Annotated in this window: 14 protein-coding genes; 7 read left to right on the forward strand and 7 right to left on the reverse strand. The window is 74.1% G+C overall.

What is annotated here, in order from left to right; all coding sequences use genetic code 11:
* Nucleotides 1-27: 27 nt before the first annotated feature.
* On the reverse strand, nt 28-786 hold the full coding sequence (locus J4557_RS01895; protein WP_208264526.1) for a DeoR/GlpR family DNA-binding transcription regulator: 759 nt from the start codon (nt 784-786) through the stop codon (nt 28-30).
* A gap of 73 nt (nt 787-859) precedes the next feature.
* Here J4557_RS01895 and J4557_RS01900 point away from each other — a divergent pair, with 73 nt between their 5' ends.
* Nucleotides 860-2,074: an MFS transporter gene (locus tag J4557_RS01900; protein ID WP_208264527.1), complete on the forward strand. Its 1,215-nt coding sequence runs from the start codon at nt 860-862 to the stop codon at nt 2,072-2,074.
* On the opposite strand, the gene J4557_RS01905 is transcribed toward J4557_RS01900, so the two are convergent.
* From J4557_RS01905 to J4557_RS01915, 3 genes are all read right to left on the reverse strand, one after another.
* Nucleotides 2,071-2,952, reverse strand: coding sequence for an LURP-one-related/scramblase family protein (locus J4557_RS01905; protein ID WP_208264528.1), 882 nt, complete (start codon nt 2,950-2,952; stop codon nt 2,071-2,073). The genes J4557_RS01900 and J4557_RS01905 overlap by 4 nt on opposite strands.
* Nucleotides 2,953-3,077: 125 nt before the next feature.
* Entirely contained in the window at nt 3,078-4,052 is a 975-nt protein-coding gene (locus tag J4557_RS01910; RefSeq protein ID WP_208264529.1) for a CU044_5270 family protein, read from the reverse strand.
* Nucleotides 4,045-4,761 carry an RNA polymerase sigma factor gene (locus tag J4557_RS01915; RefSeq protein ID WP_208264530.1) on the reverse strand — a complete coding sequence of 239 codons (717 nt, stop codon included), beginning with the start codon at nt 4,759-4,761 and terminating at the stop codon, nt 4,045-4,047. Before J4557_RS01915 ends, J4557_RS01910 begins: the two co-directional genes overlap by 8 nt.
* A gap of 143 nt (nt 4,762-4,904) precedes the next feature.
* On the opposite strand from J4557_RS01915, the gene J4557_RS01920 reads away from it, so the two are divergent.
* Nucleotides 4,905-5,600 (forward strand): phosphatase PAP2 family protein, encoded by a 696-nt coding sequence (locus J4557_RS01920; RefSeq protein ID WP_208264531.1) that lies wholly within the window; start codon nt 4,905-4,907, stop codon nt 5,598-5,600.
* Here J4557_RS01920 and J4557_RS01925 read toward each other — a convergent pair.
* Nucleotides 5,554-6,834: an ArsB/NhaD family transporter gene (locus J4557_RS01925; RefSeq protein WP_208264532.1), complete on the reverse strand. Its 1,281-nt coding sequence runs from the start codon at nt 6,832-6,834 to the stop codon at nt 5,554-5,556. The genes J4557_RS01920 and J4557_RS01925 overlap by 47 nt on opposite strands.
* Before the next feature lie 181 nt (nt 6,835-7,015).
* Between J4557_RS01925 and J4557_RS51475 the strand changes: the two genes are divergently transcribed.
* Complete coding sequence (locus tag J4557_RS51475) at nt 7,016-7,477, forward strand: CBS domain-containing protein (RefSeq protein WP_208264533.1); 462 nt, start codon at nt 7,016-7,018, stop codon at nt 7,475-7,477.
* Between the two features lie 61 nt (nt 7,478-7,538).
* Here J4557_RS51475 and tatA read toward each other — a convergent pair whose 3' ends face one another.
* Both tatA and J4557_RS01940 read right to left on the reverse strand, forming a co-directional pair.
* Nucleotides 7,539-7,859: a Sec-independent protein translocase subunit TatA gene (tatA, locus tag J4557_RS01935; protein WP_208264534.1), complete on the reverse strand. Its 321-nt coding sequence runs from the start codon at nt 7,857-7,859 to the stop codon at nt 7,539-7,541.
* A 348-nt stretch (nt 7,860-8,207) separates the two neighbouring features.
* Nucleotides 8,208-8,531, reverse strand: a complete 324-nt coding sequence (locus tag J4557_RS01940) for a histone-like nucleoid-structuring protein Lsr2 (protein ID WP_208264535.1) — start codon at nt 8,529-8,531, stop codon at nt 8,208-8,210.
* Between the two features lie 324 nt (nt 8,532-8,855).
* Between J4557_RS01940 and J4557_RS01945 the strand changes: the two genes are divergently transcribed.
* The 4 genes from J4557_RS01945 (at nt 8,856) to glgX (ending at nt 14,066) form a co-directional block, all read left to right on the forward strand.
* Nucleotides 8,856-10,604 carry a CocE/NonD family hydrolase gene (locus J4557_RS01945; protein ID WP_208264536.1) on the forward strand — a complete coding sequence of 583 codons (1,749 nt, stop codon included), beginning with the start codon at nt 8,856-8,858 and terminating at the stop codon, nt 10,602-10,604.
* Between the two features lie 75 nt (nt 10,605-10,679).
* Complete coding sequence (locus J4557_RS01950) at nt 10,680-11,243, forward strand: DUF4262 domain-containing protein (RefSeq protein ID WP_208264537.1); 564 nt, start codon at nt 10,680-10,682, stop codon at nt 11,241-11,243.
* 94 nt (nt 11,244-11,337) lie between these two features.
* Nucleotides 11,338-11,868 carry a GNAT family N-acetyltransferase gene (locus J4557_RS01955; protein ID WP_208264538.1) on the forward strand — a complete coding sequence of 177 codons (531 nt, stop codon included), beginning with the start codon at nt 11,338-11,340 and terminating at the stop codon, nt 11,866-11,868.
* A gap of 107 nt (nt 11,869-11,975) precedes the next feature.
* Nucleotides 11,976-14,066 (forward strand): glycogen debranching protein GlgX, encoded by a 2,091-nt coding sequence (glgX, locus tag J4557_RS01960; RefSeq protein WP_208264539.1) that lies wholly within the window; start codon nt 11,976-11,978, stop codon nt 14,064-14,066.
* The last annotated feature ends 46 nt before the right edge of the window (nt 14,067-14,112 follow it).

The following is a 14,112-nucleotide window of genomic DNA, read 5'->3' on the forward strand; positions in this document are numbered from 1 at the left end:
CCGATGCGGCGGCCTCCCGTCCGGGGCTCAGACGGTGCGGACGGTCACGCCCGCGGCGGCCAGCTCCGCGACCCGGTCACCGGGGGCGGAGTCGTCGGTGACGACCGCGTCCAGGTCGGAGGCGGGGCCGACGAACGCCAGCGCGGTGCGGGAGAGCTTGGCGGCCTCGGTGACGGCGACGACGCGGCGCGCGGAGGCGATCGCGGCGCGCTTGACGGCGGCGTCCTCCAGGTCGTGGGCGGTCAGGCCGTCGGCCGCGGTCAGCCCGCAGCAGCCGATGATCGCGGTGTCGAAGCGCAGCGCGGCCAGCGACGCCTCGGCGAGCGGGCCGGTGAGCGCCAGCTCGCCGGGGCGCGGCCGGCCGCCGGGCACCAGCAGCGTCAGCCGCGGCGCGCCCGCGAGCGCGTTGATCGCGTGCAGGGACAGCGGCATGACGGTCAGCCGCCGGGGCTCCAGCGCGCGGGCCACCTCCAGGCAGGTGGTGCCGCTGTCCAGCACGACGGACTCGCCGTCGGCGATGAGCGCGGCGGCGTCGGCGGCGATGCGGCGCTTGGCCTCGACCTCCTCGTGGACGCGCACCGCGAACGGCGGTTCCTCGCCGCGCAGCAGCAGGGTCCTCGCGCCGCCCCGGTAGCGTTCGAGGACGCCCTGGGCGGCGAGGTGGTCGAGGTCGCGCCGGATGGTCATCTCCGACGCGCCGGTGAGGCCGGCCAGCTCCGCGACGCCGATGCTGCCGGCGTCGCGCACCGCCTCGGTGATCCGCCGCAGCCGTTCCGTGTCCGCCATACCCGCGATCGAACACCATGGTTGTTCGCAATACAAGGTTTCGGTGCGGAGAAATGTTCGTTATGTTCACATCATGGAGCGAACGCTACGGGCGGGCCGGATGGCCACCTTCGTCTACTTCGGCCTGTCCGGGTTCGTCCTCGGCATGTGGGTCGTGCACATCCCCAGCATCGAGCACCGGACGGCAATCGACCACGCCGAGCTGGGCCGGCTCCTGCTGCTGCTCGGCGCGGGCTCCTTCGCGGGCATGCAGGCCATCGGGCCGCTCACCGACCGCTTCGGCGCGCGCAGGGTCGTCCCGGTCGGCGCCGCCCTGAGCGGTGCCGCGCTGGTCGGGCCCGGCCTGGCCGCGAACGCCTGGACGCTCGGGGCGGCGCTGGTGGTGCTCGGCGCCTGCAACGGCGGCGGCCTGAACGTGGGCATGAACGCGCACGCGGTCCAGGTGGAACGGGCGTACGGGCGGCCCGTCATGTCGGCGTTCCACGCGACCTACTCCATCGGCGGCGTGCTCGCTTCGCTGGTGGGGGCCGCCACGCTCGCCGCGGGCGTGCGCCCGGCCGTCACGCTCGGCGCCGTCGCGGTCCTCTGCGTGGCCGTCGCCGTGGCGGCGGCGCCCGCGCTGCTGCGGCCGGAACCCGCCCGCGAGACGGCCGGCGGCGCGGCACGGCGGCGGACGCCCTGGCGGATCTGGGCGCTGGCGGCGCTCGCCCTGATGACCATGCTGTGCGAGGGCGTGGCCAACGACTGGAGCGCGCTGCACCTGCGCCGCGTCCTGGACGCGCCCGCCGCCACCGCCGCCCTCGCCTACGGCGCCTTCGCCACCACCATGACGATCGGGCGGCTGCTCGCCGACCGGGCGGCGGCACGGCTGGGCGCGGTCGCCGTCCTGCGCTACGGGGCGTCCGCCGCCGCGCTCGGGATGGCCGCCGCCGCCCTGTCCCCGTGGATCCCGCTGGCGCTGGCCGGATGGGCGGTGTTCGGGGCGGGGCTGTCCGGCTGCGTGCCCCAGCTGTTCAGCGCCGCCGGGCACGCCGACCGCGACGCCGCCGGCGTCAACGTCTCCCGGGTCGCCGGCATCGGCTACCTCGGCATGCTCGCCGGGCCCGCCGCCATCGGGGCGCTGACCGGCGTCATGCCGCTCAACCTCACGTTCTTCCTGCCCGTGGCGTGCTGCGTCGCCGCCGCCGCGGCGGCCGGGGTCCTGCGTCCGCGCGCGGACGCCGCCGGCTCCGTCCCGGAACCGGCCGTCGACGCGGCGGCCGGACGCGCCGAGGGGCGGTGCCGCTAGAGCCAGCCGCCGATGCTGCGGTTCTGGGACACGGCGGTGTCGAACGCGAGCGGGCAGGCGAGGACGAGCGTCCGCATCGGCTCCTGCAAGGGCGCGTGCATCCGGAGCACGTAGCGGTCCGCGCCGGTGAACATCTGCGACAGCAGCTCGCCCATGCCCTCGAACCCGCGCTGGATGCGGGCGATCTCCTGCTGCTGCCAGTCGGTGATCCGGCCGCTGAGCAGCTCGTAGTAGCCGAACTGCTGCTCCTGCGCGCCGAGGATCTCCCAGCCCCGCATCGCGCGCTTGCGCAGATGCCCGATGAGGCCGCCCTGCGCGGTGAGCACCTGCATCTTGGGCGTGCCCATGAACCCGTAGGGCTTGTAGAAGTGGAAGTACGGCATGCCGTCCGGGCGGAAGATCGTCAGCTTCCGCTCGGCCTTCGTCTGGCTCCCCTGGTTGACGACGCGCAGGGCCTTCTTCGCCCCGCTGACGCCCTGCTCCCGGACGTGCGCCGCGGGCTGCCCCTGCGGGCTCCAGATCGTGTAGTTGGCCTCCGTCGAGAAGAACTGCGCCGGCTGGTCGTAGACGAGGATCGGCGAGCCGTACAGGTCGGCGGGGGCCGTGCCGTACTGCGCAGGAGGATGCTGCTGCGGATATCCACCCTGCTGCGGATATCCACCCTGCTGCGGGTAGCCGCCCTGCTGCGGCGCCGGGTACGCGGGCTGCCGCGGCGGGTGGCCGGCGGGCGCGTACCCGTTCGGCGGGTAGGCGGGCTGCTGCGGCGCGTACGGCGGAGCGGGCGGCCCGCCGGGAGCCGGGGCGCCGTAGCCCCCCGGCCCGTAACCGGGGTGGTACGGGCCGGGGCCGGGCTGAGCGGGAGGCGGGGGGTAGCCCATGAAGGCTCCTGTGCGAGGCGTGGCAGCGCGATGGTCAGGCGACACGATAGCGCCGCCATCTCGCATTCTTCGCGCCTTTCCCGGACGAACCGGCCCACGTCCGGACGACCCGGCCCCGCGCCCGCTCAGCAGGTGGAGACATCGGCCCCCGGAGCGGCCTTCGGGACCTTGTCGACGATCGAGGTCCGCACCAGCGCGCTGGCGAACAGGGTCGACCCGCGCTTCCCAAGCTGGTCGCTGGAGCGGGTGACGACGTTCCGGGTCCCCAGGTACCGGTGGGTCACGGGGTCGAAGACGAGCTCCTCCCGCACCCCGTCCCGCGTGCGGGTGACCGCGACGCCGTGCCGCCCTACCGCGTCCACCGAGTCGCTCGCCAGCCGCACCCCGGAGATGCGGGCGATGGCGCGGAACAGCGCCGCGCGCACGGCGGGCGGCGCGGGCCGGTCGATCAGGTCGATGACGGCCTCCCACTGCCGCTCGGCCCGCGTGCCGTCGCCGTCGGTCGCGAGCAGGCGGAGCAGGGCGTCCGGGTCGGCGGGGACGTCGCCGAGGTACGGCCGGTCGATCGGCGGCACCTGCCCGCAGGGCTTGAGGACGCTGTCGCCGTCCGGCGGGACGCCCTCGTCCGGCCCGAGCCGGATCCAGTTCTTCAGGCGGACGAGACCGGTCCGGGACCCGTCGACCGAGATCCACGACTGGTTGCGGTCCTTGTACCAGCGCCTCGTGTTCATGACCCGGCGCAGTTCGATCGTGTCCTGGTAGACGAACTGGTCCGGCCGCGGGACCGGGTCGGTGCCGGCGCGGTCGGCGACCTGGTCGAGCAGGGCCCCCACGGCGGCGGGCGGCGGGGGCGGCTCCGCCGGCTGGTGCGTCGCCACGACGGTCGCCCCCACGGTGGCGCAGGCCGCCGCGGCGACCCCGGACAGCAGCAGCGGCCTGCGGGGCCGGCGCCTCCGCGCGGGAGCCGCCGTGCCGGCGGGCGAGTCGGCGGGCGCGCCGGCGGCCAGGGCCCGGTCGCGCCAGCGGCGCTCGGCGGCGGCCACGTCCAGGTCCGCGGGGATCTCGGAGCGCAGGCGCTCCACCAGCGTCAGTTCATCCATCGTTGGCCTCCCGGTGGGGGTCGGCGGCGTCGCCGAGCGCGCCGCGGAGCTTGCGGCGGATCCGGTTCATCCGGGACCGGACGGTCCCGGACGGGACGCCGAGCGCCTCGGCGACCTCGTCGTAGGTCAGCCCGGCCCACGTCACCAGCAGCAGGACCTCGCGCTGCGCGGCGGGCAGCGCGGCGATCGCGCCGGCGAGGGCCTGGGAGCGGGCGCCGGCGTGCACCCGGTCCTCGACGGCGTCGGTGAAGGGCTCGGTGACCGGGTCCGTGCCGCCGCGGGCGAGCGCCCGCAGCGCCCGCACCTCGGCGCGGCGGTGCCGCCGGATCAGGTTGGTGGCGATCCCGTAGAGCCACGGGCGCGCGTCCGGCCGCTCCGCGTCGTAGGCGGCCCGGCGGCGGAAGGCGACCAGGAAGGTCTCGGCGACGATGTCCTCGGCGGGGTCCTGCCCGAGGCGCCGCACCGTGTACCGCATGATCGCCGGGGCGTGCCGGCGGAACAGCGCGGCGAACCGCTCGGGGTCGGAGCGGGACGCGGCGATCAGCGCGGCGTCGGTCGGCTCCCCGGACGGCTCCCCGGCGGCGTCCCGGGACGGTTCTCCGGCGGCGTCCGGCACGGCTCGGGCGTGCTCTCCGGCGGGCGTCCCGGCGGGCTCTCCGGGCGGCGCTGGAAGGGGGCGGACCGGTGACGACCGGCTTGTCGTGGGCATGGGCGGGCCTCTCGGGTCGAGGACTGATCATCCTTTGTTGCCCGGCCGCGCGTCCGTGGGTCCCCCGGGTCCGAACATTTCCGCCCCACAGAGCGTCTACAGTGCTGTAGACGTTCATGTGCGACCGAACAGGATGGCTCCGGATGACCGCCGCCCCGGCACCCCTGGCCTTCGACGGCTCCCGCGTCGACGGCCCGCTCTTCACCGCCGTCACGCGGCTGGCCCGCGACACCCGGTGGCTCAACGGCCCCCTGGAGTGGTGGACCAACGCCGGCCTCGCCGTCTTCGCCGTGCTGATGCTGGCCGCCTGGTGGCGGGCGCGGCACCGGGACGCGGCGGCGATGGCCCTCGCGCTGGCCGCCCCCGTCGCCGTCGGCGTCGCGTTCGCCGCCGCCGAGGTCGTCAAGAAGATCGTCGAGGAGCCGCGCCCGTGCCGGGCGCTGCCGCACGCGTTCATCGTCGAGGCGTGCCCGGCGCCGTCCGACTACGCCTTCCCCAGCGGGCACACCACGGCCGCCGCCGCGGCCGCCGCCGCCCTGTACCTGCTCGACCGGCGGCTCGGCGCCGTCGCCGCCGTCTTCGCGGCCTTCGAGGCGTTCACCCGCGTCTACGTCGGCGGCCACTACCCCCACGACGTCGCCGGCTCGGTGGTCCTCGCGGTGCCGGTCGCCTGCCTCGCCGCGGTGCTGCTGCGCCGCGTCGCGACGCCGCTCGTCGGCCAGCTGCGGCACGGCCCGCTGTCCCCGCTGCTGGCCGCCCGGCCGGCCGCCGGACCCGCCGGCGCGCGGCCGCTCACAGGTAGCGCAGCCACAGGTAGGGGACGCACAGGGCCACGGTGACGGCGGTGACGATCAGGCCGTAGCGGGTGAACCGCCAGAAGCCGATCGGGGTGCCGTTGCGGGCGGCGATGCCGAGCACGACGACGTTGGCGCTCGCGCCGATCGCGGTCGCGTTGCCGCCGAGGTCGGAGCCGAGCGCCAGCGCCCACCACAGCACGTGCCCGCCGGTCCCGGGGTGCTGCTGGACGAGGTCGGAGACGATCGGGCTCATCGTCGCGACGTAGGGGATGTTGTCCACGATCGCCGACAGCAGGCCCGACGCCCACAGCAGCAGCATCGACGCGGCGCCGAGGTCCCCGCCGGTCACGTCGGCCGCCGCCCGCGCGACGTGCGCGATGACGCCCGTCTCGACCAGCCCGCCGACCATCACGAACAGCCCCGCGAAGAACACCAGGGTCGGCCACTCCACCTCCGCCAGCGCCTGCTCGGTGGTGACCTTCGTCGCGGCGACCAGCAGCCCCGCCCCCAGCAGCGCCACCACCGACGGCTCGTAGTCCAGGACGGGGTGCAGGACGAACGCGAGGATCACCGCGGCGAGCACCGCCAGCCCCTGCCACAGCAGCCGCCGGTCGGTGATGGCCTCCCGCTCGCGCAGCTCCATCACCTCCGCCGCCCGGCCGGCGTCGTAGACGAACGCCGACCGGAACAGCCAGCGGCACAGCAGGCAGAACACCGCGACCAGTCCGACCACCAGCGGCGCCAGGTTGACCAGGAAGTCGTTGAACGACAGCCCGCCCCGGCTGGCGATGATGATGTTGGGCGGGTCGCCGACGAGCGTCGCGGTGCCGCCGATGTTGGACGCCATCACCTCGGCGATCAGGTACGGGACGACGTCCAGGCCGAGCCGCTCGCACACCAGGAAGGTGACCGGCACGACCAGCAGCACGGTGGTGACGTTGTCCAGCAGGGCCGACGCGCCCGCGGTGATCAGCACCAGCATCACCATCAGCCGGTACGGCCTCCCGCGCGCCCGCTTCGCCGCCCAGATCGCCACGTACTCGAACACCCCGGTCTGCCGCAGCACCGAGACGATCACCATCATGCCGAGCAGCAGGAAGACGACGTTCCAGTCGATCCCGGTCTGCTCGGAGAAGAACGCCGCGCGGGCGTCGGTGACGTGCAGCAGCAGCATCACGGCCGCGCCGCCGAGCGCCACCGCCGTCCGGGGGATCCGCTCCGACGCGATCATCACGTACGCGACGACGAAGATCGTGACTGCGGCTACGGCGGCCAAGGCGGCTCCTGGGAGTCTTCCGGGATCGGCTGTAGGACGCCGACCAGACTTCCCGGCACACCGTTCACCGACCCTAACGGGATTCCGGGGCGTTTTCCACGCGGGAACGCCGTGACCGCCCCTCCGACCGGCCGTGACGCCGCCGGTGTCGGCCGGCCGCGCCCCTGCTACGGTCGAGGTTGTGCGCGCCGGAGAACTCGCCGTTGACCACCCCACCGTCACCGCTGACACCAGCGCGACGGACGCGGCCCGGCTGCTGGCCGAGCACCGGCTGCTCGGGCTGATCGTGGTGGACGAGCGGCGCCGCCCGAAGGCCGTGCTCCCCGGCTCCCAGCTGCTCGGCGCGCTCATCCCGCAGTACGTGCGCGACGACCCGGCGCTGGCCCGGGCCTACGACGAGGGGCACGCCGACCGGCTGTGCGAGCGGCTCGCCGGCAAGCGCGTCGCCGACCTGCTGCCCGCGAACCGGACGCCGCCGCCCGTGGTCGACGCCGACGCGACCGTCATGGAGATCGCTAGCGTGATGGCCGCGGCGCGCAGCCCGGTCGTCGCGGTCACCGGCGACCCGCGCAGCACCGACGCGCCCATGATCGGCGCCATCACGGTCGCCGACCTGCTCACCCGCGTCCTGCCGCCCGCCTGAGCGGCGCCCGCGACGGCAGCGCCCGGGACGGGGCGCAGGCGGGGCGGAGCGGCGGCGGCGGTCAGGCGCTCTTGGCGCCCGGGGCGGCGCTCTCGATGCGGGCGGCCTCCTCGCGGAGGCGGGCGGCGAGGTCGCGCTTGTCCTGGGCGGTGTCCGGCTCGGCGCGCTGGATCGCGTCGGGCGCGGAGGCCGTGCCCGTGGCGGTGTCCGGGGCCGTTGCCGGGGCGGGGTCCGTGTCGTCGCGCAGGCCCTGCGTCTCCGACTTGAGGATGCGCATCGACCTGCCGAGCGCCCTGGCCGCGTCCGGCAGCCTCTTGGAACCGAAGAGCAGCACCACCACGATGCCGACGATCAGCCAGTGCGACGGCGAGAACTCGCCCATCAGCGCCTCCCCTTGCCCGGTGCGCGTCCAGCGTACTCTCACCCGTTCGCGCGACCGCGTGATCATCGGACGGCCGTGCTCGGGCGCGGACGCACCGGCCGGCGCGGTGCGGGCACCGTGCCGGGCGGACGGGCCGCCCCTCCTCGCCGCCGCCGTATTGTTCGCCCCGCCGGCCGGAAGACGGGCCCTTCGGCGGGCAATGCGGCGGCCGTCACTTCCCGGGCCGAGGGTCGTGCGCGGCGGCACTTCCTAAGGCCGGCGGCCATCGAGGGAAACCGTTCCGCGACGGGTCGCCGGAAAGGCGTCCGGGCCGTCTCCGGCCGGGTGTTCGGCGGCCGGGAAGGGTGCTCAGTGAGCGGCCTCGTACTGCTGGACGACGTTCGCCGGGATACGGCCGCGGTCGTTGACCGGGATACCCGCCGACCTCGCCCATTCGCGGATCTCCGCGCTGCGCTCGCGGGTGCTCGCGGTGCGCGTCGCGGTCTTGCGGCCGGCCGGGCGCACCTTGCGGGCACTGTCCCGGTAGGGCGCGATGACCTTGCGCAACTTCGCCGCGTTCTTCTTGTTCAGGTCGATCTCGTACGCCCTGCCGTCAAGGGCGAACGACACCGTTTCCACCGCCGCGCCGCCATCGAGGTCGTCCACCAGTGAGACCTGGACCTTCTGCGCCATGAGCCATCTCCGTTCCGTTTATTGCTCAGTTCGAAGAATAGTAGATGCTCGGCGGCCGCGGTATTGGCGGAACCTCGATTAATGTATTTCCCCAACGGGTGAGGATTTCGTCATGCGCACGCATGGCCGCGGCGCCGAATCCGTCGTCCGGGTCAGCGGGACACCAAGCGCGCCTGACCCGCGGGAGGCGCTCGAGGGCCGCCGCGCCGCGCGACGCCGCCCCCGGGGGGCGCGTCCGAAGAAAGTTCACGTTCGCATCTGGACAGCCGCCTTACCAGACGGTAGTAAAGATCAGCCCCTGTCCCCCGGTCCCGGAGCCGCCCCATGCCGCGCCGTCGCGCCGTCCTGTCCACCTCCGCCGCCGCGCTCATCGCGGCGGGCGGTGTGAGCGCCCTCCCGGCCCACGCGGCCGACGCCTACACGGTCCGGACGCTGCATTTCGACGTCGCGGTCGGCCCGAAGCACGACCAGCACTGCGACGTGGTCGGCGACCTCTACCTGCCGTCCGCCGCGTCCGCCGCGCACCGGGTGCCCGCCGTCCTCACCACCAACGGGTTCGGCGGGTCCAAGGACGACCAGGCGGGGCTCGGCAGGACGTACGCGCAGCGCGGGTACGCCGTGCTGTCGTACTCCGGGCTCGGGTTCGGCGGCAGCGGCTGCCGCATCACCCTCGACCACCCCGACTGGGACGGCGCCGCGGCGAGCCAGCTCGTCGACTACCTGGCCGGCAAGAAGGCCGCCAAGGACGGGACGCGGCTGGACGCCGTCAGGCTGGACCGGGCCGGCGACCCGCGCGTCGGCATGGTCGGCGGCTCCTACGGCGGCCAGATCCAGTTCGCCGCCGCCGGCGTCGACCGCCGGATCGACACGATCGTCCCGATGATCACCTGGCGCGACCTGCGCTACTCGCTCGCCCCGAACAACCAGGTCGTCGGCGGGAGGCCGAGCGCCGACCCCGGCGTCACCAAGCTGGTCTGGGCGCTCGGGTTCTTCGGCGAGGGCGTGTCCGCCGGGCTCACCAACGGCAAGGTCGACCCGGGACGGCTGCTCGGCTGCCCGAACTTCCCGACGATCCTGTGCCAGGCCGTGGGCGAGAGCCTCGTCTTCGGCGTGCCGCAGCAGGCCAGCATGGCGTACATGAAGGCCGCGTCCGTCGCGTCCTACATGCCGAAGATCACGGTGCCGACCCTGATCGTCCAGGGCGAGACGGACAGCCTCTTCGACCTCCAGGAGGCCACGGCCACCTACAAGCAGCTCACCGCGCAGGGCACCTTGGTCAAGATGATCTGGCAGTCGCCGGGGCACAGCGGCGGCCAGGTCCCCGGTGACGGCGACCTCGCCGACGTCACCGGCAGCTACACCGGGCAGCGCGTCGCCGCCTGGTTCGACCACTACCTCATGGGCCGCTCCACCGGAACCGGCCCGGCGTTCACCTACTTCCGCCCCTGGGTGAAGTACCAGGGCAACGCCGCGCCCGCCTACGGCACCGCGGCCGCGCGGAACCGCACGCTGTACCTCTCCGGCAAGGACCGGCTCGTCGCCGACCGCAAGGCCGTCGCCAAGGGCGCCGCGAGCTACGCCAACCTGCCGTGGATCCCGACGTCGTTCTCCGAGGTCTCCGCCGTGCAGGGCGCGCTCGGCCTGGACGGCGTCGCGCCCGCCGACGCCCCCGGCACCTCCGTCGCCTGGACCGGCGCCCCGCTCGCCGCCGACACCGACGTCGTCGGCTCCCCCACCCTCACGGTCCGGCTGGACTCCCCCGCCGCCGTGCGGTCGCAGGAGTCCGGCGTCAACGGGCGCCTCATCCTGTTCGCCAAGCTGTACGACGTCGCCCCGGACGGCTCCGTCTCGCTCGTCCACCGGCTCGTCTCCCCCGTGCGGGTCGACGACGTCCGCAAGCCGCTGACGGTCGCGCTGCCGTCGATCGTGCACCGGTTCGCCAAGGGCCACCGGCTGCGCGTCGCCATCGCCTCCAGCGACCTGTCCTACCTGGGCAACCGGAGCGTCCTGCCGGTCACCGTCCGCACCGGGCCCGCCGAGCCCGGCGTGCTCACCCTGCCCGCCCTGCGGTGAGCGCGTAGCGGGGACCGCCGCCGGTTCGTCCCCGCGGGGGCGGACCGGCGGGCGAAATGATCGTAAGCTGGCGGCATGCCGGACGGTCGCCCCTCATGCACCTGCGTGATCTGCCGCGACTACGGGGACCGCGACCGCCTCGACAACTTCCAGCTCCGCACCATCGTGCACATCACCCAGTACGGGTGGAGCGTCGTCCTCGTCCATCCCGACGCCGACGGACCCGGCTGGGCGTACACCATCGGCCTCTGGCACAGCCACGGCGCGCCCGAGCTGGCGATGTTCGGCGGCGACGTGTACGAGACCGAGGAGGTGCTCAACGCCCTCGGCCGGGAGGCGGCGGAGGGCCGGGCGCCCGCCGACGGCGAGCGCCGCGAGGGCGCCGTCCGCGGCCAGACCGCCGCGTTCCGCGCCGTCGACCCGCGCTGGTACGAGGGCCTGTTCCGCGGCGCGGTCGCCTTCTACCGCCGGCCGCCGCTGCCGTTCCTGCAGGTCGTCTGGCCCAACGCCGAGGGCCTGTTCCCCTGGCAGCCCGGCACCGACCTGCAGTTCCGGCACTCCCAGCCATGGCTGTGGCTCGCCCCCACCCAGCATCCCGCCGGAGCCTGGACGCGCCGCCACACCGCCGGCCACGGCTGACCCGCCGCGCCCGCCCGAGCACGGATGATCAGCCGCCGGTGATCGCGCACGCCGGATCGGGCACGGCGCGCCGGGCAGGGCATACGATCGGCGGGTGTACGGGCCGATCGCCGAGACCATCCGGACCCAGCGCCTCGTCCTGGAGCCGCTGGCGGTCCACCACGCCGACGAGATGGCCCCCGTCCTCGACGACCCGCGCCTGCACGCCTACATCGGCGGCGAGCCCCTCACCCTCGACGAGCTCCGCGCCCGCTACGAGCACCTCGTCGCCGGGCCCGCCCCCTTCCACCAGGAGTACTGGCTCAACTGGATCGTCCGCCGCGCCCGCGACGGGCAGGCCATCGGCTACGTCCAGGCGACCGTCACGCCCGCGCCAGGCGGGCCGCAGGCCGCGCTCGCCTGGGTGATCGCCATGCCCTACCAGGGGTTCGGCTTCGCCACCGAGGCCGCCCGCGCGCTCGCCGGCTGGCTCACCGGGCACGGCATCGCGGTGCTCACCGCCGCGATCCACCCGGGCAACCGGGCCTCGGCGTCCGTCGCGTCCCGCCTCGGGCTGCGCCCCACCGACGAGACCGCCGACGGCGAGACGATCTGGCGCCTTCCCCGCGCGGACCCGCCCCCGTGACACTCTGATATCGCGCCGTGGCGGGCGGGCAAGGCGGGAGTAGTCCAGAATCGACGGGGAACGCGCTGCGGGGCAGGCGGCATCGGTCGGTCGACGAGAGGGAGCACATGCGGGAGGTCTGGCCCGGGGATCCGTACCCGCTGGGCGCCACCTGGGACGGTACCGGCACGAACTTCGCGCTGTTCTCGGAGGTGGCCCGGCGGGTCGAGCTGTGCCTGTTCGACGCCGACGGGACCGAGACCCGGCGCGACCTGCCCGAGGTGGACGGGTTCGTCTGGCACGGGTACCTGCCCGGCGTCGGCCCCGGGCAGCGCTACGGCTACCGGGTGCACGGGCCGTTCAGCCCCCGCGACGGGGACCGCTGCAACCCCGCGAAGCTGCTGCTCGACCCGTACGGCAAGGCCGTCGAGGGCGGCGTCCGCTGGCACGAGTCGCTGTTCTCCTACCGGTTCGACGACCCCGACGCGCTGAACGAGGACGACAGCGCCCCGTACATGCCGAAGAACGTCGTCGTGAACCCGTTCTTCGACTGGGGGGACGACCGGCCGCCGCGCGTCCCGTACCACGAGAGCGTGATCTACGAGGCGCACGTCAAGGGGCTGACGAAGCTGCACCCTGGCATCCCGGAGGAGCAGCGCGGCACCTACGCGGGCCTCGGGCACCCGGTGATGATCGACCACCTGGTCGACCTGGGCGTGACGGCCGTCGAGCTGATGCCGGTGCACCAGTCGATCCCCGAGCACGCGCTCGTGGCGCGCGGCCTGGACAACTACTGGGGCTACAACACGATCGGCTTCTTCGCCCCGCACAACTCCTACAGCGCGTCCGGGCAGGCCGGCGAGCAGGTGCTGGAGTTCAAGGCGATGGTCCGCGCCCTGCACGAGGCGGGCATCGAGGTCATCCTGGACGTCGTCTACAACCACACCGCGGAGGGCGACCACCTCGGCCCGACGCTGTCGTTCCGCGGCATCGACAACGCGTCCTACTACCGGCTCCGCGACGACGACAAGCGCTACCACCTCGACTACACCGGCTGCGGCAACTCCCTCAACGTCCGCAACCCGCACGCGCTGCAGCTCATCATGGACTCGCTGCGCTACTGGATCCTGGAGATGCACGTCGACGGGTTCCGCTTCGACCTCGCCTCCGCGCTCGCCCGCGAGCTGCACGACGTCGACCGGCTCGCCGCGTTCTTCGACCTCGTCCAGCAGGACCCCGTCGTCTCCCAGGTCAAGCTGATCGCCGAGCCGTGGGACGTCGGCGAGGGCGGCTACCAGGTCGGCAACTTCCCGCCGCTGTGGACGGAGTGGAACGGCAAGTACCGCGACACCGTCCGCGACTTCTGGCGCGGCTCGTACGCGACGATGCCGGAGTTCGCGTCCCGGCTGACCGGGTCGTCGGACCTGTACGAGCACAGCGCGCGGCGGCCGTTCGCGTCCATCAACTTCGTGACGTGCCACGACGGGTTCACGCTGAGCGACCTCGTCTCCTACGACCACAAGCACAACGAGGCCAACGGCGAGTCCAACCGCGACGGCACCGACGACAACCGGTCCTGGAACTGCGGGCACGAGGGCCCGGCCAGCGACCCCGGCGTGCTGGACCTGCGGGCCCGCCAGCGCCGCAACTTCCTCGCCACGCTGTTCCTGTCGCAGGGCGTCCCGATGCTGCTGCACGGCGACGAGCTGTGCCGCACCCAGCGGGGCAACAACAACGCCTACTGCCAGGACAACGAGCTGGCGTGGGTGCACTGGGACGATCCCGGCGACATGGAGTTCATCCGGATCGTGTCGCGGCTCCGCCACGACCATCCGGTGTTCCGGCGCCGCCGCTTCTTCACCGGAACCGGGACGGGCGCCGCCGCCGACATCGCCTGGCTGACGCCCGCCGGCGAGAGCATGACCGACGAGGACTGGAACGTCGGCTTCGCCAAGTCGCTGGGCGTGTTCCTCAACGGCGACGCCATCACCGAGCCCGACCAGCGGGGCCGCCGCGTCCGCGACGACTCGTTCCTGCTGCTGGTCAACGCCGGGTCCGACGCCGTCGGGTTCACCCTCCCCGGCGCGGAGTACGGCGAGCGCTGGGAGTTCGTCCTCGACACCGCCGATCCGGCCGGCGCCGGCGAGCGGCCCCGCGTCAAGGCCCGCGACGAGGTCTCCGTCCCCGCCCGCTCCCTCACGGTGCTGCGCAGGGGCTGACCCCCGAGCCCGGGTTCGGGCCGGTTCCGCGTCTCAGGTCCGGTTC

It is taken from the genome of Actinomadura nitritigenes (assembly GCF_017573545.1).
In the GTDB taxonomy this organism is placed as follows: domain Bacteria; phylum Actinomycetota; class Actinomycetes; order Streptosporangiales; family Streptosporangiaceae; genus Spirillospora; species Spirillospora nitritigenes.